At 71.8% G+C, this 22486-nt stretch carries 20 protein-coding genes and 1 pseudogene; 9 read left to right on the top strand and 12 right to left on the bottom strand.

What is annotated here, in order from left to right; genetic code table 11:
• Positions 1 to 93 precede the first annotated feature (93 nt).
• Complete coding sequence (locus BDK92_RS02890) at positions 94 to 987, top strand: LysR family transcriptional regulator ArgP (protein ID WP_121154324.1); 894 nt, start codon at positions 94 to 96, stop codon at positions 985 to 987.
• Positions 988 to 991: 4 nt separating this feature from the next.
• Here the strand turns inward: BDK92_RS02890 and BDK92_RS02885 are convergent, their stop codons facing one another.
• On the bottom strand, positions 992 to 2182 hold the full coding sequence (locus BDK92_RS02885; RefSeq protein ID WP_121154322.1) for an MFS transporter: 1191 nt from the start codon (positions 2180 to 2182) through the stop codon (positions 992 to 994).
• Between the two features lie 81 nt (positions 2183 to 2263).
• Between BDK92_RS02885 and BDK92_RS02880 the strand changes: the two genes are divergently transcribed.
• Positions 2264 to 3223 carry an ArsR/SmtB family transcription factor gene (locus BDK92_RS02880; RefSeq protein WP_121154320.1) on the top strand — a complete coding sequence of 320 codons (960 nt, stop codon included), beginning with the start codon at positions 2264 to 2266 and terminating at the stop codon, positions 3221 to 3223.
• On the opposite strand, the gene BDK92_RS41075 is transcribed toward BDK92_RS02880, so the two are convergent.
• From BDK92_RS41075 to BDK92_RS02860, 4 genes are all read right to left on the bottom strand, one after another.
• The gene (locus tag BDK92_RS41075; RefSeq protein ID WP_425462291.1) at positions 3114 to 3788 is read right to left on the bottom strand and encodes a GNAT family N-acetyltransferase; all 675 of its coding nucleotides are present in this window, start codon (positions 3786 to 3788) and stop codon (positions 3114 to 3116) included. The two genes, BDK92_RS02880 and BDK92_RS41075, sit on opposite strands and share 110 nt — an antisense overlap.
• A 90-nt stretch (positions 3789 to 3878) precedes the next feature.
• Complete coding sequence (locus BDK92_RS02870; protein WP_121154316.1) at positions 3879 to 6890, bottom strand: AfsR/SARP family transcriptional regulator; 3012 nt, start codon at positions 6888 to 6890, stop codon at positions 3879 to 3881.
• 105 nt (positions 6891 to 6995) lie between these two features.
• Positions 6996 to 7628, bottom strand: coding sequence for a M15 family metallopeptidase (locus BDK92_RS02865; RefSeq protein WP_121154314.1), 633 nt, complete (start codon positions 7626 to 7628; stop codon positions 6996 to 6998).
• A gap of 103 nt (positions 7629 to 7731) precedes the next feature.
• Positions 7732 to 8817 carry an LLM class flavin-dependent oxidoreductase gene (locus BDK92_RS02860; RefSeq protein ID WP_121154312.1) on the bottom strand — a complete coding sequence of 362 codons (1086 nt, stop codon included), beginning with the start codon at positions 8815 to 8817 and terminating at the stop codon, positions 7732 to 7734.
• Between the two features lie 177 nt (positions 8818 to 8994).
• Between BDK92_RS02860 and BDK92_RS02855 the strand changes: the two genes are divergently transcribed.
• From BDK92_RS02855 to BDK92_RS02845, 3 genes are all read left to right on the top strand, one after another.
• Positions 8995 to 9894: an ABC transporter ATP-binding protein gene (locus BDK92_RS02855; protein WP_121154310.1), complete on the top strand. Its 900-nt coding sequence runs from the start codon at positions 8995 to 8997 to the stop codon at positions 9892 to 9894.
• Positions 9891 to 11525, top strand: a complete 1635-nt coding sequence (locus BDK92_RS02850) for an ABC transporter permease (protein ID WP_121154308.1) — start codon at positions 9891 to 9893, stop codon at positions 11523 to 11525. The genes BDK92_RS02855 and BDK92_RS02850 overlap by 4 nt, the downstream gene beginning before the upstream one ends.
• A gap of 198 nt (positions 11526 to 11723) precedes the next feature.
• On the top strand, positions 11724 to 12218 hold the full coding sequence (locus tag BDK92_RS02845; protein ID WP_121161542.1) for a GbsR/MarR family transcriptional regulator: 495 nt from the start codon (positions 11724 to 11726) through the stop codon (positions 12216 to 12218).
• Here the strand turns inward: BDK92_RS02845 and BDK92_RS02840 are convergent.
• On the bottom strand, positions 12215 to 14488 hold the full coding sequence (locus BDK92_RS02840) for an LLM class flavin-dependent oxidoreductase (protein ID WP_121154306.1): 2274 nt from the start codon (positions 14486 to 14488) through the stop codon (positions 12215 to 12217). The genes BDK92_RS02845 and BDK92_RS02840 overlap by 4 nt on opposite strands.
• A gap of 109 nt (positions 14489 to 14597) precedes the next feature.
• Here BDK92_RS02840 and BDK92_RS02835 point away from each other — a divergent pair, with 109 nt between their 5' ends.
• The 3 genes from BDK92_RS02835 (at position 14598) to BDK92_RS02825 (ending at position 16435) form a co-directional block, all read left to right on the top strand.
• On the top strand, positions 14598 to 15137 hold the full coding sequence (locus tag BDK92_RS02835) for a MarR family winged helix-turn-helix transcriptional regulator (RefSeq protein WP_121154304.1): 540 nt from the start codon (positions 14598 to 14600) through the stop codon (positions 15135 to 15137).
• A 153-nt stretch (positions 15138 to 15290) separates the two neighbouring features.
• Positions 15291 to 15983 carry a RibD family protein gene (locus tag BDK92_RS02830; protein WP_121154302.1) on the top strand — a complete coding sequence of 231 codons (693 nt, stop codon included), beginning with the start codon at positions 15291 to 15293 and terminating at the stop codon, positions 15981 to 15983.
• Positions 15980 to 16435, top strand: a complete 456-nt coding sequence (locus BDK92_RS02825) for a cytidine/deoxycytidylate deaminase family protein (protein ID WP_121154301.1) — start codon at positions 15980 to 15982, stop codon at positions 16433 to 16435. The genes BDK92_RS02830 and BDK92_RS02825 overlap by 4 nt, the downstream gene beginning before the upstream one ends.
• Positions 16436 to 16483: 48 nt before the next feature.
• On the opposite strand, the gene BDK92_RS02820 is transcribed toward BDK92_RS02825, so the two are convergent.
• The 6 genes from BDK92_RS02820 to BDK92_RS02795 form a co-directional block, all read right to left on the bottom strand.
• On the bottom strand, positions 16484 to 17137 hold the full coding sequence (locus BDK92_RS02820; protein ID WP_121154299.1) for a GTP cyclohydrolase II: 654 nt from the start codon (positions 17135 to 17137) through the stop codon (positions 16484 to 16486).
• A 75-nt stretch (positions 17138 to 17212) separates the two neighbouring features.
• The gene (locus tag BDK92_RS02815) at positions 17213 to 18160 is read right to left on the bottom strand and encodes a lysylphosphatidylglycerol synthase transmembrane domain-containing protein (RefSeq protein WP_121154297.1); all 948 of its coding nucleotides are present in this window, start codon (positions 18158 to 18160) and stop codon (positions 17213 to 17215) included.
• 148 nt (positions 18161 to 18308) lie between these two features.
• Positions 18309 to 19133 carry a class I SAM-dependent methyltransferase gene (locus BDK92_RS02810; RefSeq protein ID WP_121154295.1) on the bottom strand — a complete coding sequence of 275 codons (825 nt, stop codon included), beginning with the start codon at positions 19131 to 19133 and terminating at the stop codon, positions 18309 to 18311.
• Positions 19130 to 20200, bottom strand: coding sequence for a glycosyltransferase family 4 protein (locus tag BDK92_RS02805; RefSeq protein ID WP_121154293.1), 1071 nt, complete (start codon positions 20198 to 20200; stop codon positions 19130 to 19132). The genes BDK92_RS02810 and BDK92_RS02805 overlap by 4 nt, the downstream gene beginning before the upstream one ends.
• Positions 20201 to 20237: 37 nt before the next feature.
• Entirely contained in the window at positions 20238 to 20636 is a 399-nt protein-coding gene (locus BDK92_RS02800) for a 6-pyruvoyl trahydropterin synthase family protein (RefSeq protein ID WP_121154291.1), read from the bottom strand.
• A 3-nt stretch (positions 20637 to 20639) separates the two neighbouring features.
• Positions 20640 to 21620, bottom strand: coding sequence for a zinc-dependent alcohol dehydrogenase (locus tag BDK92_RS02795; protein WP_121154289.1), 981 nt, complete (start codon positions 21618 to 21620; stop codon positions 20640 to 20642).
• Between the two features lie 166 nt (positions 21621 to 21786).
• Here BDK92_RS02795 and BDK92_RS02790 point away from each other — a divergent pair.
• Positions 21787 to 22485 (top strand): annotated as a pseudogene (locus BDK92_RS02790) (CDP-alcohol phosphatidyltransferase family protein); the annotation flags it as partial.
• Between the last annotated feature and the right edge of the window lies 1 nt (position 22486).

The raw sequence follows: 22486 nt of genomic DNA, 5'->3' as shown, positions 1-22486 counted from the left end.
GCGGTGGCGGGGGAGGAGGACATGCGCCGACGCTACGGTCGCGTGCTCCTTCGCTCCAGCTAATGATTCTTAGGCTTGATTAGGATTCCTTAGGTGGGACTCGACTCGGTACAGCTCACCACCTTCGCCGCCGTCGTCAACGAGGGCAGCTTCGAGGCCGCCGCCCGTACGTTGCACGTCACCTCGTCGGCGGTGAGCCAGCGGATCAAGGCGCTCGAACAGGTCGTCGGGCAGGTGCTGGTACGCCGTACCAAGCCGTGTGAGGCGACCGAGGCGGGGCAGGCGTTGCTCCGCCTCGCCGGTCAGGTCGCCCTGCTCGAACACGAGGCGCTGCGCGCCGCCCGGGGGCCGCTGGCCGGCGGTGCGGTCCGGACCAGGGTCGCGGTGGTGGTCAACGCCGATTCGCTCGCCACCTGGTTCCTCGCCGCCCTGACCGAGCTGCCACCGGAGTTCACGGTCACCTTCGACCTCCGCGAGGACGATCAGGACCACACCGCCGAACTGCTCCGGGACGGATCGGTGATGGCCGCGGTGACCGCGCAGAACGTACCCGTCCAGGGTTGCCGGGTGGAACGGCTCGGCGCCATGCGCTACCTCGCCGTCGCGGCGCCCCGGCTCGCCACCCGGCACTTCCCGGACGGGCCGGCCTCCGCCGCCTTCGCCGCCGCACCGATGATCGCGTTGAACCGCAAGGACACCCTTCAGCACCGTTTCCTGAACCGGGTCACCCGGCGACGGCTCGACCCGCCGCTGCACCACGTCCCATCAGCCTGGGGTTTCGTCGAGGCGGTCCGGCTCGGGCTCGGTTGGGGCCTGGTGCCGGAGCAGATCGCCCTTGACGACATCGCCGCCGGTCGCTGTGTGGAGCTCGCCCCCGGCCGGCACCTCGACGTGCCGTTGTACTGGCAGCACTGGCGGCTGGACTCGGCCATCCTCAACGCGCTGACCGGCGCCGTGCAGACCGCCGCCCGGTCGGCCCTGCGCTGAGCGGTCAGACGGGCGACGTCGTCAGGACCCGGTCGGCGGCGGTGGCGCGCAGTCCGGGTCGGAGCGTGAGGGCGATCGTGATGGAGAGCAGGCCCATCACCACCATCGCGTTACCGGTGGAGACGTACTGCGCGACGAAGCCCGCGACCGACGCCCCGACCGCCTGCATGGTCAGCATGCCGGCCGAGTGCAGCCCGAGTGCCTGGCCCCGTACCTCCTGCGGGGTCAGGGCGACGATGCGTTGCTGGAGCAGCAGTCCGCCGCTGAACCCGGCGGACGCGGCGGCGACCGCGAGTGCGGCGAGCGGCAGCGCGGGGGAGAGGGCGAAGAGGAGGTACGGCACGCCGAGCAGCAACTGCATCGGGGTGAGCAGCCGTTTCCTCCACTCGGGGCGGACGAAGCGGCCCATGACGGTGTCTCCGGTCAGCATGCCGAGCGCGCCGGCGACGAACAGGACCGCAGCGGCGTCGGGGTCGTACGGGACGAAGAGTGCCTCGCAGCCGACGACCAGCCCGTTGGGCACCCAGGCCGCGAGATAGGCGTAGCGGCGGGCCGGCCCCGACCAGAGCAGTACGTTGACCCGCCAGGTCTCGCCGACCGATGGTCTCCCCGTTGCCCTGGGTGGGCGCCGGAGGAGCCCGAACCGGGCGACGAGGGCAGCGGCGAGGCAGAGGGCCGCCGCCATGACCAGCACCACTCGCGGGGTGGTGAGCGTGAGCAGGAGACCGCCGAGGGCGAACCCGCTGATCTGCATCGCGCCGACCGACATGTTGAACACCGACCGGGCGAGGATGTAGTCGTCGCCGGGCGTGATCTCGCCCAGCAGACCCCAGCGCACCCCGCCGCCCACCGAGCCGACGAGCCCCATCACGCCGATCACCACGAACAGGCCCCAGACCGGCATTCCCGGAAGCGCCAGCGCGAGGGTGCCGACCGCCTGGATCACGGCGAGGGCGACCATCGCCACCCGAGGGGGCATCCGGTCCGCCACGGAGAGCAGCGTCAACGCGCCGATCACCTGCGCGAAGTGGGATCCGAACAGACTCAGCGCGGAGAGCAGCGGTGACCCGGTCGCGGAGTAGACCAGGGTGGCGAGCGCGAGTCCACGCAGCGTGCTCGCCGCCATCCCGGCGCAGACGGAGAGGAACAGCGGTCGGAATTCGGGGACCTGGAACAACTCACGGTACGTATGCACGTGCAGCAGTGTGGTCCGGCGTCCACCGGCCCGGTTACATTTTCGTCTGCCGACGAAAGCAGCGGCCGGCGGGAGGCGAGTGTGAGTGTCTGGCTCATCGGCGCGGACGTACTCGCGAGGAGCCGGTTCGCGGTCTCGCCCCTGATCGAGACCGTCGCCGCGCTCAAGGCGCTGGGCGGTCACGGCACGCACCCCGGCCAGCGGTCCTGGCTCGAGGCCCACCGTCCCGGTTACCGCGCCCGGCTCGCCGCTGACCCGTTCGCGGCGGCGTTCGTGAAGGTGGCGTTCCGGCCCAGGTGGGTGGCGGACTTCGTGGTCACCCCGCCGAGCCAGACCGACGGCGGCTTCGCCGAGGAGGTCGGACAGGTACGGGCCACACCGCCCGACGTCGCCCGGGCCGACCTCGCCACGGACTGGCCCGGTCCGCTGCCGCCCGAACTGCGCGGTGACGACGTGTCCGAACGCGTGGCCGACCTGTTCGAGTGGGTCTGGCACGGGACCGTGCTGCCGGACTGGCCCCGGCGTCGACAGTTGCTCGAGGCCGACATCGTGTCCCGTACCCACCAGGTCAGCTCCGGCGGGTGGGCCGCCGCGCTGGACGGGATGCGCAAGGGGATGCGCTGGCTGGACAATGGAGAACTCCAGATCAACGGGTACGACCACCCGCCGAGAGATCTTGCCGGCTCCCGGCTGCTCTTCATCCCGACCACCTCACGGCGGGGTTGGGTGGGGCAGGGAGAGCAGCGGTACGCCGTGGTCTACCCCTGCTCCGGCCTGCTGGCCGACCCGAGCATCATCGCACCGCCACAGGCGCTGAGTGCCCTGCTCGGTCCCGTACGGGCGATCATCCTCACCCAGTTGGAGTCGCCGAAGACCACCACCCAACTGGTGGCGTTGACCGGTTACGGACTGGGCTCGGTCGGCGGCCACCTCAGGGTCCTGCGCGACGCCCGGCTGGTCTGGCGCCGGCGCTCCGGGCGTACCGTGCTCTACCAGCGCACCGGCGGGGGCGACCAACTGGTCGAAATGGGAGCGCGCTGACCGCCTCGCTGACCGCCTCGCTGACCGCCTCGCCGGCGGGTGGACGCAATTCCCCGTAACCGTAGCCGGGACCGGTTTCCAATTCCTGCCGCAGGAGGCTGTAGAGGTAAAGGTCGCACCATTGTCCGTCCCGGAACTGGGTGGAGCGGAGTACGCCGTCCCGGGTGAATCCGACCTTCTCCGACGCGCGCTGTTCCGGCTTGTTCTGCACGTCGGTGTAAGCCTCTATCCGCTCGGCCGGAGTCGTTTCAAACAGATAGCGGACGAGCTGTGTCTGCGCCGCCGTACCGAGGCCCCGATACCGGAACTCGGGCAGCAGCGAGATCCCTATGTTCCAGCACCACCAGGTCGGGAGCCCGTACGTCACCCTGCTCCAGGCGACGTCGCCGATGACGGTTCCGCCGGTCGACACGACGAGTCGTCCGGCGTCCGGGCCCAGTAACCCGTTCTGGTCGAATTGGCGGCGCGCGCTCGTCGGATCCTTGTATCCGGACCAGTTGAAAAGACCGCCGGCTTCCGGATCGACCGCCTGTCGTTCGAATAGCCAGAAGTCATCCAGTCGCACGGGTCGCAGTTGAATGTCGGAATCATCCACAAGGGCCAGCCTAGACGCGCGGCGAGCCCCGACCGTCACGGCGCGGCCGGGCGTGCCGGATCAGCGGCGCTGAAGCTCGACGTACTCGCGCGAGTTGTAGTGGTGGAAGACCTGGTACGCCTCGGTGAACGCCTGGTCGGCCGCGTCGATGTCGCCGCGTGCCCGGTACACCAGAGACAGGTCGTACCGGGTACGCGCCCGCCACAGTGGCGCCTGCACCCGGTCCCACAACGACAGCGAGGCGTCCAGCGACTCCTCCGCCAACCCGAGCTGCCCGGTGGCCAGGTACAGCTGACCGAGTACGCGCAACGCGACCCCCTGTCCCCAGCGGTCGCCCGCTTCCCGCGCCACCGACAGCGCCCACTCCAGCCGGGGCAGGGCCGCGTCGGGCCGCCCCATCCGCAGCTCCGTCGTGGCGTGGGCGCGTACGGCGTACGAGTGCATCAGTTCGTTGCCGAGTTCGCGGAAGATCTCGGCCGACTCCGCGCAGGCTTGTAACGCCTGCTCGTAGTCGCCCCGGGCCCGGTGGTAGAGGCCGAGGCTGCGTAACGTGTACGCGACCCCACGCTGGCTGCCGGTCCGCCGGTACGCCCGCAACGACAACTCGAAGTCGGCGAGCGCCATCGCGAAGTCGCCCCGTTCCAGCAGCACCGAGCCGCGTACCCGGTGCACGTACCCGATGCCGACCGCGTCGTCGAGCTCCCGCAACAGTGGTACGGCCTGGTTGAGGAAGTGCAACGCCTCGGCCAGGTAGCCGGGCTCCCGGCAGGCCAGTCCCAGTCCGGCCAGGGCGGTGGTCTGACCGGGGATGTCGCCGAGCGCTCGGAACCGGCTCAGCGCCTCGCCGAAGTACCGCCGGGATTCGTCGTACCGGTCCTCCGCGTAGCGCAGTTGGGCCAGTTCGGCCAGCATCCGCGCCTCACCGTCCAGGTTGCCCGCCCGCTCGGCGGCGCGGAGGGCGGCGGTGACGATCCGGGACCAGAGCTCGAAGCGGTTGGCACCCTCCAACTGCAACGCCATCTTGGCGGACACGAAGTCGCAGGCGAGTTCGTGCAGGCCGACCGCCGCCGCCCGCTCGACGCCGATCACCAGCACCGGCTCCTCGCGCTGGAGCCAGCCGCTCGCGTCGGCGAGCACCCGTTGGGCCAGATCCTCGGCGACCGGCAGCCCGGGACCCGGTGGCCTGCGCCAGACCACCTCGGCCGGCGGGAAGGTGGTGGTGATGCGATCGATCATCGTCCGCCAGCTGCCGACCGCGCGGGAGATGGCGTCCCGCAGCTCCTCGGGGCGCTCCTCGACATCGGCCCGCTCACGGGCGTAGAGGCGGACCAGGTCGTGCAGGTGGTAGCGCAGAACCCCGGTCTGGTCGACCCCGGTGAACTCGACCAGATGCGCGTCCACCAGCACCTCCAGCATCCGTTCCGCGAGGGGTACGGAGGTGTCGAGCAGCGAGCTCAGCACCCACGCGTCGAACCTCGGGAGGCCGAAGAAACCCAGGTGCCGCAGGGCGGTACGGGCCGACGGGTCCAGTGCTCGGTAACTCAGGGAGATGCTGGACCGGACCGCGAGGTCGCCGGCGGCGAGTTCGTCGAGGCGCTGTCGTTCGTCGGTGAGGCGCTCGGCGAGCACGCGCAGCGGCAGGTGTCGACGGGTCGCCAGACGGGCGCCGGCGATCCGGATCGCCAACGGCAGGTTCTCGCAGGCGGCAAGGATGCGCCGGGCCGAGTCGACGTCACCGTCGGCCCGCGCGGCGCCGATGATGCGGGTGAGCAGCGCCCAGGCCTCGTCGTCGGTGAGGACCTCGACCTCGGTCAGGGCCGCGCCGGCCAGCCCCGCCAGCCGGTCCCGTGAGGTGATCAGCGCGGCGCACCGTGGGCCGGCCGGGAGCAGGGGCCGGACCTGCTGTTCGTCGGCGGCGTCGTCGAAGAGGACCAGCAGGCGCCGGTCGGCGACCAGACTGCGGTACAGCTCGGTCCGCTCCCGCGTCGAGTCCGGCAGGTGTGTCGGATTGACGCCGAGTGACCTCAGGAAACCGACGAGCACCTCGTCGGGGGTCGCCGGGGTGTCGGTCATGCCCCGCATGTCGGCGTAGAGCTGGCCGTCCGGGAACGAATCCGCCACCTGCCGGGTCACCCAGGCGGCCAGGGCGGACTTGCCGGTGCCGCCCTGGCCGGCCAGGACGTGGGTGCCGGGGGTCGCGGTCCGCAGCGCGTCAGCGAGCGCGGTACGTACCGCCTCGCGTCCGGTGAAGTCGGAGGGGCCGAGCGGCACCTGCGCCGGGACGACCGTCGGGGGCCGGGGTTCCCGGTCCGGTCGGCTCGTCTCGAGCAGGTCGCCGCCGCCCCGCAGGATCGCGCTGTGCAGATCCCGCAGCCGCTGCCCCGGCTCCACCCCCAGTTCCTCGACAAGGGCCGAGCGGCCCTCCCGGTAGCAGGCGAGCGCATCGGTCTGGCGGCCCAGCCGGTAGAGCGTCACCATCAACTGTCCGCGTAGGCGTTCGTTCGTGGGGTGGCGTGCGACCAGCCCGGTCAACTCGGCGAGGTGGTCGAGCCGGCCCAGGCTCAGCTCGACCTCGACGCGTTCGGCCTGCGCGGTCAGCAGCAGTTCGTCGAGCCGGCGGGCCTCGGCCGCCAGAGGGGAGTTCCCCAGTCCCGACAGGGCCGGTCCGTGGCTGAGGCCGACCGCCTGGTGGAGCAGGCCGGAGCCGACCGCGTGGTCGCCCCGCGCAACCTCTTCCCTCGCTCTGCCGACGAGGTCGGCCAGGAGGTCGGCGTCGACGGTCGCGTTGTCGAGCCGGGCCAGGTAGCCGGGGGACTGGGTGCCGATCACCTCGGGGTGGCCGTGCCGGGCGAACGACTTGCGCAGCGTGGAGATGTAGGTCTGGATCAGTGCGCGGGCCCGCTCCGGAGGGTTTTCCGGCCAGACCACGTCGACCAGACGGCTGGCTGGCACGACCCGTCCACGTTCGAGCACCAGGGCCGCGAAGAGCGCCCGGGGTTTGCTGCCCCCCAGCGGTATCGGCTCATTCGCCGAGTAGGCCGCGACCGGGCCGAGGAGCCGGACCTGCAGCACGACGACCTCCAGCCACTACGCCACCCAACACCCTTGGATCTTAGTGGCCGTGGATCGGTCGGCTCGTGGGGTCGAGGCGACGACGGACCGTCCGGCGTGGCCGGATCAGACCTCGACGGGACCGTACGGGGCGTGGTCGGCATGCGTCAGGTGTGCCCAGTAGCGGTCGCCGTACGACCAGTGCCACCACTCACTCGGGTAGTTCACCAGCCCCGCTGTCCGTAGCGCGCTGGCGAGCCGTTCCCGGTTGGTACGCGCTTCGTCGGAGATGTCGGTCGAGTCGGTGTGACAGGCGGTGGTGTCGGTGTCGTTCACCTCCGTGCCCATCCAGATCTCTTCGCCGTCGACCGTGCAGAGGGTCAGGTCCACGGCGGCCCCGGCCACGTGCGGCGCGATCTCCGGCGGCGAGATGTAACGGCTGGCCTGGCGCCAGAGGGTGGCCTCGTCGGCGTCGGGCGTCCGGTCCCGTAGCCGCTGGACGTGTGCTTCGAAGTACTGCCGCTGGATCCGCAGCGGGCGGTGTCCCTCGACGACGAGGAGCCTGAACCCGGGCGGCAGCATGGTCTGCGCCATCACCAGCCGGTCCACCACTCCGACCCGCAGGTGCGCGTACACGCCGTCCGGGTCGGCGAGCCGTTGGTCGATCCGCAACGCCCCCACGTTGCGCAGATCCACCAACGGCTCGCCGGACTCTCGTACCGGAGTCGCCATCACTTCTGGATCGGACAGCAGCACCATGCCCACGTTCGACACCCATTCCCCGACGATGCGTGTCCGCCCCAGTTCAGGCGGCGACTCCCCCCGATGGGATGAGGGTGCCGGATCCCGCTCCAATTTTTCTTCAATCGGCCCTCGAGTTCTCCGCGACCCTCGATCGAGAACTCCCGGTCGCGCTCCTGGGAACCGGGGTGACCTGGTCAGGGACCGTGTCGGTGAGGACCTGTGCGGCCAGCCGGTCGATGTTCTCGAGCGTCGCCGACCGGCCGCCGCCGGCCTCGACCATCAGCAGCAGGTGGCGTACGCCGGTGGTCGCCGCGGCCTCGGTGAGCCGTTCGCGGCAGTACGCCGCAGCGCCGACCGGGTGGATCTGGAGCAGCCGCTCGACGTACCGGTGGTGGTCGCGCCCACCGGTCGGTCTGCCGTCGATCCGGACGTACTCGTCCACGCCGCGCAGCAGTGCGGGCAGGTGCGTCCGGACGGCGGTGCGGGCGTCGTGGTCGGTGTCGGCGACGTACGCGAGGTGGGCACTGGCGTGCTCCACCGTCGACGGATCGTGGCCGTGTTCCTCGGCGACGCGGGCGTAGCGCCCGAGCAGTTCGACCTTTTCGGTGTTGTCGGCGTGCAGACCGAGCAGGAGCGGGAGGCCGTGCCGGGCGGCCAGGTCGACGGTGTGCGCGGAGGTGGCCGCGATCCAGGTCGGGACCGGCCGGCGGGGGCGGGGGACCACCCGGACCGGACGGAACGGGAAGCGGCCGGTCCCGGCCACCTCCTCGGCGCCGGAGAGCCAGGCCACCAGCAGGTCGACCGATTCGGCGAAGCCGTTCGTGTAGCGGTCCAGCCCGGTGCCGAAGACCTCCAGGTCCACCCAGGGGCCGCCGCGTCCGACGCCCAACGCGAACCGCCCGCCGCCGAGTTCGTCGAGGAGCACCGCCTCCTCGGCCAGCGCCACCGGGTGCCGGTTGGAGAGCACACAGGCCGCCGTCCCGACGGTGATCCGGCTGGTGGCGCCGAGCAGGTGGGCGGCGAAGGTCAGCGCGGAGGGGCAGATGCCGTACGAGATGAAGTGGTGTTCGGCGATCCACACCCCGGCGTAGTTCGCGGTCTCGGCGGCGAGCGCGTAGCGCCGGGCGGCGTCGAGCGTCTGGGCGTGGGTGGTGTCCGGGTACTGCCCGGCGAGCAGGAACAGGTGCGCCTGTGGGGGAGACATGGTCCTCCTCGGTGGTACGGGACTCGACCCGCGCTAACGCACATGGTTGTCGTTGTCGATCGCGATCGCAACACCTGTCCTGTCTCGCGTGTCGGGTCGCGGAGGGGCGAAATCTTGACGACTTTCATACACTTACCAACTTTCATGATTCTGTGAAATCTCTGTAGCGTCCGTGGCATGACAACAGCTATCTCGGTCTCCGGCCTGGTGAAAACGTTCGGCCGCAGCCGTGCCCTGGACGGGCTCGACCTTGAAGTCGACGCCGGCGAGGTGCACGGCTTCCTCGGCCCGAACGGAGCCGGAAAATCGACCACCATCCGGGTCCTGCTCGGACTGCTGCGAGCCGACGCGGGCCAGGTCAGCCTGCTCGGCGGGGATCCCTGGCGGGACGCGGTGACGCTGCACCGCCGGTTGGCGTACGTGCCGGGCGACGTGAACCTCTGGCCGAACCTGACCGGTGGAGAGGCGATCGACCTGTTCGGTGCCCTCCGTGGTGGCCTGGACAAGCGCCGCCGCGACGAGCTGGTCGAGCGGTTCCAACTCGACCCGTCCAAGCGGGCCCGGACCTACTCGAAGGGAAACCGGCAGAAGGTCGCCGTGATCGCCGCCTTCGCCTCCGACGTGGAGCTCTACATCCTCGACGAGCCCACCTCCGGACTGGACCCGTTGATGGAGGCCGTCTTCCAGGACTGCGTCCGAGACGTCACTCGACGGGGCCGCACCGTGCTTCTCTCCAGCCACATCTTCTCCGAGGTGGAGGCGCTCTGCGGCCGGGTGAGCATCATCCGCCAGGGACGTACGGTCGAGACCGGCACGCTGTCCGAACTGCGCCACCTCACCCGTACCACGATCTCGGTGGAGACGGCCCGGCCCGTGACCGGGCTCTCCGACCTGCCCGGGGTCCACGAGGTGGAGGTGGAGACCACCCGGGCCCGGTTCGACGTGGACACCGCCGAACTGGACCACGTTCTGCGCCACCTCAGCCAGTTCGAGGTGCGTACGCTCACCAGCGCGCCGCCGTCGCTGGAGGCACTCTTCCTGCGTCACTACGGCGACGAGTTGGCGGGCGCGCGGTGAGCGCCTTCACCGCGACGGGCCGGCTGACCCGCCTCGCACTGCGCCGGGACCGGCTGCAACTGCCGGTCTGGATCCTCAGCACCACACTGCTCGCCGCCTTCTCGATCTCCGCGACGAACGAGCAGTACCCGACCGACGCCGACCGGATCGCGATCCTGCGCACCGCCGTCGACACCCCGGCGCTGCTCATGTTCCGGGCCGCCCCGACCGGGGCGAGTTCCGGCGCGATGGCGATGTTCCAGATCCTGGCCTTCCTGGCCGTGCTGGCCGCGTTCATGAGCACCCTGGCCGTGGTCCGGCACACCAGGCAGAACGAGGAGACCGGCCGGACCGAGATGATCGGCGCGACCGTGGTCGGCCGACTGGCCGGCCTGACCGCCGCGCTCCTCGTGACCGTCATCGCCAACGCCGTCCTGGCCGTGCTGCTCGCGCTCACCCTCGTCGGTTACGGCGAACCCGCGCCCGGTGCGGTCGCGGCGGGTCTGGCGGTCGGCGCGGCCGGCCTCGTCTTCGCCGCCGTCGCGGCCGTGGCCGCGCAGATCACGCAGACCGCCCGGGGAGCCAACGGGATCGCCGCCGCCGCGATCGGTGCCGCCTACCTGCTCCGGGGCCTCGGCGACGCGTTCGGCGAGGTCCAGCCCGCCGGCTACACCATCACCAGCGCCTGGCCGTCCTGGCTGTCGCCGATCGGCTGGACCAGCCAGGTTCGGCCGTTCACCGGCGATCGGTGGTGGGTGCTGGGACTGTCGCTCGTGTTCCTTGTCGCCGGGGTCGGCGCGGCCTTCGTCCTGACCACGCACCGCGACGTCGGCCAGGGGCTCATCGCCGCCCGGCCGGGCCCGGCGACGGCCGCGCCGACGCTGCTCAGTCCGCTCGGGCTGGCCTGGCGGCTGCAACGGGGCACGCTGCTGGGCTGGGCCGTCACGGTCACCGTGCTCAGCCTCGCCATCGGCTCCATCGGCAACGCGGTCGAGCAGGGCTTCGCCGACAACGAACGGGCGGCGGAGACGATCGGGAGCCTGAGCGGCGCCGACGGCGCGGGCAGCCTGGTCGACTCGTTCATGGCGGCGATGATGGCGATCATCGGCGCGATGGTCGCCGGTTACCTGGTCCAGGCGCTGCTCCGGTTGCGGACCGAGGAGGCGAGTGGGCGGGCCGAGGCCGTACTGGCGACGGCCACCAGCCGGTCGCGCTGGTTGGGCAGCCACCTGTTCGTCGTGGTGGCGGGCGCCCTGGCCCTGCTCGGGCTCGCCGGACTCTCGGTCGGCCTGGTGTACGGGGCGAGCACCGGCCGGGTCGGCGAGCAGGTGGTCGACCTGTCCCGCGCGGCTCTCGTACAACTGCCGTCGGCGCTGATCCTGGCCGGGTTCGCGGTGGCCGCGTTCGGGCTCGTACCACGGCTCGCCGTCGGTCTGGGTTGGCTCGGCTTCACCCTCAGCCTCGTCCTCGGCCAACTCGGCGGCCTGCTGGGCCTGCCGGAGGCGGTGCGCGACATCTCGCCGTTCAGCCACGTCCCAGCGCTGCCGGCCGCCGAGGCCGCCGTGACGCCGCTGCTGGTGATGTCCGCCGTCGCGCTGGCGCTGGCCGTGGCGGGGCTGGTGCTCTTCCGTCGCCGCAACCTGGCGACCTGACCGGATCCAGCCGAAAGCGGCGCGACCGGTCAGCCGACCGGTCGCGCCACTGGCGTCGGCGCCGGTCGGATCGGGACGATCAGGGGCTCATCCGATCGCGTCATCGCTGGTCAGCGGAGGCGACAAGAGCCGACGCGGCTCGTCGACCGATCGGGGCCAGCCGTGCGCGATCTTCACACAATGGTGAAGGATGACCAGATGCAACCTGACGGCCGACGCGACGAGGCAGCGGTACGACGCTTCGTGGAGCACTTCGCTCTCACGCTCAGCGACATGGGCATGCCCCGCATGGCGGCCCGGGTGCTGGCCGTGCTGATGGCCGGCGAGCAACCCGGGCTCACCGCCGGGGAGATCAGCGAGCGGCTCGGCGTGAGTCCGGCCGCCGTCTCCGGGGCGGTCCGCTACCTGATCCAGGTTGGCATGGCGGTTCGCGAGCCCGCCCCGGGATCGCGCCGGGACCTGTACAAGTCGTCGACCGTCGCCTCGTACTCGGCCGGCGTCCGGAGCGGGATCTACGAGCGACTCGCGAACGTCGTGCATGAAGGGGTGGTGGCAGTCGGCGACGAAACCTCACCCGCCGGTATGCGACTGGCCGACATGCGGGACTTCTTCCTCTTCGTACAGGAGGAGATGAAGGGCCTGGTCGAGCGCTGGGAGCAGGAGCGACCGGGGCAGCGGGCGCCCCGGTCCTAGCTGCCCGCCGGGGGGATCGGAAAGTTGCGGTTGAAGACGTTCCCGGGGTCGTAGGCGGCCTTGACCGCCCGGAGCCGACCGAGGGTCGGTTCGGGGAAGGCGTCGAGCAGGCGCTCCGGATCGGTGTCGGCCTCGAAGCTGAGGTACATGCCGTCGAGCTGTCCGTACAGGTCGGCCCAGAGCTTGTCGAGCGCTGCCCGGCGTTCCGCGACGGTGGCGGCGAGCAGGGAGAAGTTCTGGGCCCGGTGCGGGTACGCGGTGGCGTCGCGGGGGAGGTCGTTGACGGCGCCGCCGACCGACCGGAACTGGACCGTCATCACGTCCCCGGAGCGGATCATGGCCGCCACGGCGTCGGCCGCCTCCGGGGTGATGTGGTGCAGCAGACCACTGTGTACGTCATCCAGGCCCTGTCCGTGGTGCCGGTTGTGCGGCGCGGCGACGATCGCCGGGTACGGCACCAGCTGCGCCTGCTGCTGGAGGACCGGTCCGATCTCCAGGAACGGGCTGAGCGCCTCCTGTGCCGCGTCCACGTCGTCGCCGGCGTAGACGAGGGTGACCTGGGCCATCGGGGGGTTCTGCCGCCGCGCGGGAAAGACCATGAGGAAGCTGGTGAGTTCGCGCGGCGCGTCCTCGACGAGTCGCCCCCACCGTTGCAGCATCTCGGCGGTCTCGCTCGCGTCCACCAGGAGCTGTGCGTACGCGACGTCGCCGACCTCGTACGCCTCGAGTTCCAGCGCGGTGACCACGCCGAAGTTGCCGCCGGCGCCACGGATCGCCCAGAACAGGTCGCTGTGGTGCTCCGCGTCGACCCGGAGCAGCCGGCCGTCGGCGACGACGATCTCGGCGGCGACGATGTGGTCGATGGTCAACCCGAACCTGCGGGCCAGGTAGCCGATCCCGCCGGTGGTGGCGAGCCCGCCGACGCCGACGTCACCGTAGTCGCCGGAGCTCATCGCCAGGCCGTGCGGGGCGAGCGCCTGGGCGACCTCCCCCCAGCGTGCGCCGGGTTCGAGGCGGATCCGCCGGGTGGCGCGGTCGAGTACCTCGGTCCTGTTCATCCTCGACAGGTCGATGACGATGCCGCCGTCGTTGGTCGAGCGGCCGCTGATGCCGTGGCCACCGCTGCGCACCGACAGCGGTACGTCCTGTGTGCGTGCGTACGCCAGCGCCTCGGCCACCTCCGTGGCGTTACCGGGCCGGATCGCCACCGCAGGTGTTCCCTGGCGGCTGTAGGTGTGCCGGACCTGGTCGTACTCCGGGTCACCGGGCTCGACCGCCCTGGTCGCGAGCGACGCCGGCAGCGCGTCGTAGTCGAGGCCGGGCTGACGCCTGGCCAGGGCCACAGTCGCCCGCGCCGGTCCGGTCGTCGTGGCCTGCGTGCCACGTTGGTGGGCGACGGCCTCGCGCAGCGCGGGTGCCACCTCCTGACCGAACGTCTGGATGATGCGTGGGTCGTCGCGTCCGACGATGAACGCGCTGAAGCCCTCCTCGAGCACCAGGGGAAGCAGTTGTTCGACCCACTGCTCCGGTGGCCCCTGGAGGAAGCCGCGGCTGGTGGGGGAGAAGTCGATCTGCAGGAGGTTGAGCAGCCGGCGGATCTTCCGGGGGTCACGCCCGGCGGCGGTCGCCGCGTCGTCGATGATCTGGTTGGCGGTGACCCGGTCGGGCGACTTCAGGAACTCCAGGGTCGGCAGCCAACCGTCGGCCCTGGCGCCGGTCAGCGCCAGCATCCGAGGCTTGTACGCACCCAGCCAGACGCCGATGTCGTGTGCCGGAGCCGGGCCCCGTCGCATCCCCGGCACCGGGTAGTGGCCGTCGCGCAGCCGTAGCGGCCCCCGGGTCGAGGTGTCCCAGACACCCCGGACTATGTCGATCGCCTCGCTCAACGCCGCGACGCTCTGACCGGGGGTCAGCCGGCGGCCTCCCATGCCCTCGATCCCGTCCCAGAACGCGCCCGCGCCGAGGCCCAGCTCGAACCGGCCGTGCGAGAGCAGGTCGAGGCTGGCGGCGGCTCGGGCGATCATCGCCGGTGGGCGCAACGGCAGGTTGAGCACGTTCGCCGAGACGCGTATCCGCTCGGTTCGTGCGGCGACCCAGCTCAGCAGCGTCCAGGTGTCGAGGAACTCCGAGTTGTACGGGTGGTCCTGGAACGTCGCCAGATCCAGTCCGGCGGCCTCGGTCAACTCGGCCAGCGCCACGACCCGGTCGGGGTCGTTCGCGCTCGGCGTGACAAACGTCCCGAACAGGAGTTCGTGGCCGTAATCGGGCATTGCCCTTCTCCTTGCCTCGCGATCGTTGGTGCGACATGAATTTTAGTCAGCAAATGTTTTGTTCGACAACACATCTTGTGGTCAACCTACCGTTGCTAGACTCGACCGCATGTCCGCCGCTGATGGAGACCGCCCGAACCGGCCCGAGCACCGCCGGCCGGGCACCAACCTCGGCTGGTCTCTCGCCACCGTGTTGCGCCGCTGGCACGAACACGTCGAGGAGGCGTTGGGGGATCTCCCCCACGGCAGCCGCGGCTACCACATCCTCGGCGTGGTCGTCCACGACGACGTCCCCACCCAGGGCGCCCTCGCGACCCGACTCGTGATCGACCGGAGCGTCCTGACCTACCTTCTCGACGACCTGGAAACCGCCGGCCTCATCGAGCGGCAGTTGGATCCGCGCGACCGGCGCGCACGCCGGATCGTCGCTACCGAGCACGGACGACAGGTGCTCGCCGACGCCGAACGCCGGGTCGCGCACGCCGAGGAACACGTGCTCGCCGGACTCCCGGAGCAGCAGCGTGACATGTTCCGGGCCGCCGCCGAACGCGCGGCGGACGCGATCCATGTCGCGGCACCGGCCACCGACCCCTGCCTCGCGGTGGAGGACGTTCTCGCGCCGGCCTCCGCCGACCGAGCGGCGCCGTAGACCACACTCGCGCCGGGGCCCGGCCCCACCCCCTGGGCCAGGGCAGATAATGCAACGGCACCCTCGCCTGACCGGCCGCTCGTACCAGCGCGGACGGGTGCGCCGCGCCGGGTGCGAAGGCAGGTCGGTCCACCGCACCAGGGAGTCGAGCCAGTGAGTGAGCGACCGTACGTCCTGCTGAGTTGCGCCACGTCGATCGACGGCTATCTCGACGACGCCAGCGACCAGCGGCTGCTGCTCTCCAACGACGAGGACTTCGACCGGGTCGACGCGTTGCGGGCCGAGTGCGACGCGATCCTGGTCGGCGCCAACACGATCCGGCTGGACAACCCCCGGCTGCTGGTGCGCTCGCAGCGGCGCCGCGACGAGCGGGTCGCGCGCGGCCTGCCCGCGTCACCGGCCAAGGTCACCGTGGTCGGCAGCGGCGACCTCGATCCGGCGGCCCGGTTCTTCAGCACCGGCGAGACCGAGAAGATCGTCTACTGCGCGACCGGCACGGTCGAGAAGACCCGGGGACGGCTCGCGGGCGTGGCGACCGTGGTCGACGGGGGCGAACCGGTCGACCCGGTGCGGGCACTGGCCGACCTAGCCGCGCGCGGCGTACGCCGGCTCATGGTGGAGGGGGGCGGGACGATGCACACCCAGTTCCTCACCGCCGGGCTCGCCGACGAACTGCACCTGGTGATCGCCCCGTTCTTCGTCGGCGACCGCCGGGCGCCCCGGTTCGTCAACGACGGCCGGTTCCCGTGGCATCCCGGCCACCGGGCCAGGGTGGCCGAGGTCCGCCAGATCGGCGACGTGGTGCTGGTCCGCTACGCCCTCTCCGACCGGGCCGGTGCCGCGTGACCGACCACGACCGGCAGTGGCTCGAAGCGGCGATCGCCCTCTCGTACCAGAGCCCGCCGGTCAGCTTCGCGTACGCCGTCGGCGCGGTGGTGGTCGGCCCCGACGGGGCGCGGTTGGCCACCGGCTACTCCCGCGAGACCGACCCGTACGTGCACGCGGAGGAGGCGGCGCTGGCCAAGCTCACCGGCGCGGACCTCTCCCGGGCCACCATCTACAGCTCACTCGAACCGTGCAGCACCCGCCGTTCCCGGCCGAGGAGCTGCACCCAGCTGATTCTCGCCGCCGGTATCCGCCGGGTCGTGTTCGCGCTGCGCGAACCGCCGCTGCTGGCCGACTGTCACGCCGTGGAGCTGCTCCGGACGGCCGGCGTCGAGGTGGTCGAGTTCCCCGACCTCGCCGACCAGGTCCGCGCGGTCAACGGCCACCTGCTCCTCCCCGATCAGTCACCGTGACGGTGCCGGTGCGCGGAACAGTCACGGTGCCGGTGAGCGGCCTCCGGGTCAGCTGACGAAGGGCAGGTCGGACGCGCGAGCGGCGCGACTGGCCTTCGCCGCCAGATAGTCGGCGTTGGCGGGGGAGAGGAACACCCCGGTCGGCACGACCTCGGTCACCGTCACCCCGAGCCGGCTGAGCTGCTCGGTCTTCTCCGGGTTGTTGCTCAGCAGCGTGATCCGGTCCACGCCCAGGGTGGCGAGCATCTGGGCGGCGGCGCTGTAGTCGCGCTCGTCCTCCCGGTGGCCGAGCGCCACGTTCGCCTCGAACGTGTCCAGCCCCGCGTCCTGCAACGCGTACGCGTCGAGCTTGGCGTACAGGCCGATGCCACGTCCCTCCTGCCGCAGATAGAGCAGGAACCCACCGGTGTCGGCGATGCGTTCGACCGCCTCGCGCAGTTGCGGACCGCAGTCGCACCGCTGGCTGCCGAAGACGTCGCCGGTGAGGCACTCGCTGTGCGGGCGGACCAGTGGGGCCGGTCCGCCGGCGGCCGACCGGTCGAGTGAGCCGGCCCAGTCGCCGAGGCCGAACGCGAGGTGCTCCCGGGCGTCCACCAGCCCGTGGAACGAGAACAGCCGCGCTGTCGTGGCGTACCCGTCAGGGAAGCGCAGCGGCACCGTGACCTGCGTCCGGACTGTCGCGACAGGCAGTGCGTCGTACATGAGTCTCCCTTGGTTGAACGGTGCCGTACCGGGGGGCCGGCGCGATCGGCCGCGAGCGAGTGGGACGGCGGGTGCTCAGCCACCCACGGTGGCGCCCGGGCGCGCGACGGTGGCGGGTGCCCGGAGGTGCCGGAGCACGAGTACGGCGGCGCCGGGCAGGCTTGAGACGATCACCAGTGCCCCGTACACGATGCCGGTGGTCACGCCCTCGGCGGCGGTCAGGCCGGAGGCGGCGAACGCCCACGCGGCCACACCCTCACGCGGCCCGAAGCCGCCGATGTTCGCCGGCAGCAGCATGGCCAGCAGTGCCAGTGTGGTCAGCGGGACGAGCTGGGACAGCGGCGCGGTGGAGCCCGCCGTCCGGGCCGCGACCAGGAACGTCGCCAGATGACCGGCGACCACCACGGTGGAGGCGAGGGCCACGCCCAACCAGTTGTGTCGGGCCAGGAAAGCGCCGCGCAGGTCGGCCTCGGCGCCACGCAGCGCCCGCGCCCACCGCGACTGTCCCCCTCGGGGCAGCGCCCGGACCACCAGTACGGCACCGACCACCCCGGCCAACGCCACCGCCACCGCCACCGGCAGGTACGACTGGACCGGGGACGGGAGCGCGAGCAGGACGGTCACCGCGACGACGGCCTGGACCACCTGCCCGGCGATCCGTTCCCAGACCACCGCTCGGATGCCGCGACCGACGTCACCGGCATCGCGACCGTGGCGTACCGCCCGGTGCACGTCACCGACCATGCCCCCGGGCAGCGTGGCGTTCAGGAACACCGCCCGGTAGCAGTGGGCCACGGCGGTGCTCAACGGCAACGAGACACCGAGGCCGCCGGCGACCAGGCTCCAGCGCCAGGCGCAGCAGACGGTGGTCAGTACGCCGATGCCGAGCGCGGCGGCGAGCGCCCAGCCGTCGATCAGGCGCAGCCCGTCGAGGAACGGACCGGTGCCCAGCCACCAGAGCAGGGCGACGAGGATGGCGACCCCGCCGAGCGTCCGCACCCAGGCCCAGTTCACCCGTCTCATGTGGACATCCGGCGGCGATGCCCTCGGTGTGCTGCCGGTGCCCGCCCCGGCGCCCGCCCCGGTGTCGCGCCGGAAGAGCGTGTTCGACGCAAACGTGCCTCCCTCGACGAGTGTTCGTGGGTATACACGTGTTTCGACGGCCGAGGGTTCATTCACAGTTCGCGAGCAGGTCGTTGTGCCAGACCACGACCCCGAGCCCGCCGCTGGTCGCCTGCGCCAGCCGGCTTCGCGCATAGGTGGCGCTCGGGGCCCCCAGATCCGGCCGCTGTTCGCGGGCCGCGCCCACCCAGCCCTCGAACCACTCGACGGTCAGCTCGGCCTGGCCCGGGCCGAGTCGCCACGGGCTCGGCCGGACCAGCACGTCGATCCCGTGCCGGCCGAACGCGTCCAGGGTGGCCGCCACCGCGTCCGGTCCGAGCAGGCGTTGCCCGTCGACCGTACGGCGCTGGTGGGCGTTGAACGCCTCGACGATCTGCGCGTCCAGTGGGTCGGGCGGGGTCAATTCCACCTGGCCGATCACCGAGATGGTCAGCAGGGTGGGGCAACCGGTGGCCGCGCACGCCGAGACGATCCGCTCGATCTCCTCGGCGGTCAGCATGTCGAGCAGTGCGGAGGCGGTGATCAGGGTGGCGCCGTCGAGGTCTGCGGCGGTCAGCCGGGTGATGTCCCGCAGCCGGGTCTCGACCGTGACCGGTGCCCCGTCGGCGGCGCTGCCGGGCATCTCGGCCCGGGCCTGTGCCAGCAGCTCCGGGTCCCGGTCGTACATGATCCAGTGCTGTGGGCCGGGCAGGAGCGGGGCCAGCCAGCGCCCCATCGAGCCGGTACCGGTGCCGAGGTCGTGGACGACCGTGGGCCGACCGCCGGCCAGCCGCCGCCGGATCGGTTCGACCAGTTCCACCGCGCGGGCCGCCGCGTCGGCCGGCTCGCGCAGGCCGAGCCAGGCCGCGAACGCCCGGGTGCTCTCCACCGTCATGCCGTCCTCCCGCTGACCGCCGGCACCCGCGCCAGCACCTCCGAGACCAACCGGGCGGTGACCGCCCAGCCGGTGAGTGTCGACCGCCGGTCGGCGGCGGCCAGGCGCAGTCGCTGCCGCAGCGCGGCGTCACCGAGCCAGTGCCGCAGCCCGTCGGCGAGGGCGGTCGGGTCCCCGGGCGCCACCAGCAGACCCGGTCGGCTCCCGTCGGGCGTGTGGCCGAGCGCCTCCGGCAGCCCCTTCGCCGCTGTGGCCAGCACCGGGATTCCGCGCGCCAGCGCCTCGGTGACCACCATGCCGTACGTCTCGCCGTGTGAGGCCAGCACCAACAGGTCGGCGGCGGCGTACGCGGCGTCGAGGTCGGCACCGGTACGCGGCCCGGCGAAGTGGATCCGGTCGGCGAGAGCGTGTTCGTCCACCTGACGACGCAGCCCCTCGACGAAGGCCGGGTCCCGGCTCAGCGAGCCCACGAGGACGCAGTTCCAGTGCAGGTCGGCGACGGTGGCCAGGGCTCTGACCAACACGTCGTGTCCCTTGTGTGGGGTGACGGCCGCGACGCAGAGCAGTTCCGTACCGCTGGCGGTCCCGGGGGCCGCCGGGGACGGTTCCACACCCGGCGCCGCCGCGTGAATCCGGTCGGCCGGCAACGCGTACAGCTCGACCAGCCGACGCCGGGTCCACTCGCTGGTCGTGATGACGGCGACCGCCGCCGCCAGGACCTCGCGTTCCGCCTCCCGGCGGGGCGCCGCGTCGTCGCCGAGCGGTAGGTGCACCAGGACCACCAGGCGCAACCGGTGTGCCTGCGGCACCAGCACCTCCGGCACGGCCGACGCGACCAGGCCGTCGAGAAGCACCAGGGCGTTGTCGGGGAGTGCCGTGAGCAGACCGGTGAGGGCGGCGAGTTCGGCCGTGCCCGGGTACGGCCAGCCGCCCGGCACGGCGTGCTCGCGTACCGACCATCCCGACGCGGCGAGCCCCTGACACACCCGGCGGTCGTAGCTGTTGCCGCCGCTGGGTGTGGCCGGATCGTCGATGTCGCCCGGCAGCACCACGTGCACCACGGTCACGGCGCCGCCCCGGCCGGTACGCCGAAGCACGGCGCTCTCACAGGGACCGCTCGTAGCTCGCCCACGCGACGTGCGACTCGCGCAGGGTGACCGTGATGCCGGTCAGCCCGTGCGCGCCCTCGCCGAGGGCGCCGACCCGCACCCGCTCGACGAGACGGTCGGCGATCACCTGGGCGAGGGCCTCGGTGGAGGTGTTGACCCCGGCGAACGCGGCCTCGTCGTCGAGGTTGCGGTAGTTGAGTGGGGCGAGGACACCCTTGAGTTCCTGGGCGGCGAGCCCCATGTCGACGACGATGTTGTCGGCGTCGAGTTCGGGTCGCCGGAAGGTCGCGTCGACCACGAAGGTTGCCCCGTGGAGTCGCTGTGCGGGTCCGAAGACCTCGCCCCGGAAGCTGTGGGCGATCATGATGTGGTCACGGACGGTCACGCTGAACAAGGGTTACTCCTGGTCGTAGGTGATGAGGTGGCACAGCGCGGGCAGGGTGCCCGCGGCCAGTCGGTCGAGCACGTCGGGCAGGTCGTCGAAGCGGGAGGTGCCGGTGATCAGCGCGTCGAACGCGGGCTCCCGGAGCAGGTCCAGGGCGAGCGCCAGCCGGTCGGCGTAGCTGCGGCTCGCCGAGCGGGCCGGCGAGACGGTGCCGACCTGGCTGCTGCGGATGGTCAGCCGGCCGGAGTGGAAGGCCCCGCCGAGGGAGAGGTTCACCGAGCGGTCGCCGTACCAGCTCAGGTCGACGACCGTACCCTCCGGGGCGAGCAGGTCCAGCGAACGCTGCAACCCGGCGGAGGTCGCGCTCGCGTGCACCACCAGGTCCCGCCCGGTGACGGCCTCCGTCGGCGAGGCGAACTCGACTCCCAGCGCCACGGCGAGGTCGGCGCGGCCGGGGTCGGCGTCGACCAACTGGACCCGCACCCCGGGGAAGCGGGCGAGCAGCGCCGCGACGCAGGCGCCGACCATGCCCGCACCGACCACGGTGACCCGGTCGCCGACCAGTGGCGCGGCGTCCCACAGGGCGTTCACCGCGGTCTCCACGGTGCCGGCCAGCACCGCCCGTGCCGGCGGCACGTCATCGGGCACCACGGTCACGGCGGTGGCCGGGACGACGTACGCGCTCTGGTGCGGGTAGAGGCAGAAGACGGTCCGCCCGAGCAGTGCGGCCGGCCCCTCCTCGACCACGCCGACGTTGAGGTAGCCGTACTTCACCGGGGCGGGGAAGTCGCCCTCCTGGAAGGGGGCGCGCATGGTCGCGTACTGGTCGGTCGGGACGCCGCCCCGGAAGACCAGGGTCTCGGTGCCCCGGCTGATGCCGGAGTGGAGGGTGCGGACGAGGACGTCGTCCGGTCCCGGATCGGGCAGGGTCGTCGACCGGATCTCGCCCACCCCGGGTGAGCGGAGCCAGAAGGCCCGGGCTTCGCGTGTCACCGGCCCCTCCTCTGCCAGGATCCCATCGATCCTCTCCAAGATCCGTTCGAACCGAACGGCCGCATATTACGTGTTTCCCTATCAAGGTCGTACACACGATAGACACGGAGGCAGGGTGCGCACGGTTCAAAGCGGTCCGCTGGTTGGACTGATTGTCCAAATTGTCATGTTGGCGAGCCTTGCCGGAACAGTCGGCCTCGGTGCGGCGGGCTGGCTGGTGGGGGTCGCGTACGGAGTCGCCATCTGTGTCCTGCTGAGCCGAGGACTGCGCCGCTCGGGCGCGACGCGGATGGGACCGGCCGACCGGGTGACCCTGACCCGGGCCACCCTGATCGGCGGCGTGGCGGCGCTGACCGCCGACTCGTTCGTCCGACCGGTGCCGGTCGGGCTGCTGGTCACCCTCACCGTGGTCGCGCTCCTGCTCGACGCGGTCGACGGCAGGGTGGCCCGGCGTACGGGCACCACGAGCGAACTCGGCGCCCGCTTCGACATGGAGGTCGACGCGTTCCTCCTGCTTGCCCTCAGCGTCTACCTCACGCCGGTGACCGGCGCCTGGGCCCTGGCCATCGGCGGCATGCGGTACGCCTTCGTGGTGGCGATCTGGGTACTGCCGTGGATGCGGGGGACACTGCCGCCCCGCTACTGGCGCAAGGTGGTCGCGGCGATCCAGGGGGTGACCCTGGTGTCCGCCACGGCCGACCTGCTCCCGCGCCCGCTGATGGCCGTCGGCCTGGGGATCGCACTGGCGTTCCTGGTCGAGTCGTTCGGCCGGGACATCTGGTGGCTGTGGCGTCACCGCCCGGTCCGACCCGGAGCCGTCCGTACCCTGGCGTCACCGCCCCGGCCGGCGGACGCGGCCCGGCGGC

Origin of the sequence: Micromonospora pisi, from assembly GCF_003633685.1 — a bacterium.
GTDB classification, from domain to species: Bacteria; Actinomycetota; Actinomycetes; order Mycobacteriales; family Micromonosporaceae; genus Micromonospora_G; species Micromonospora_G pisi.
Note: the sequence above shows the minus strand (reverse complement) of the source record. Positions and strands in the feature narration are given on the sequence as shown.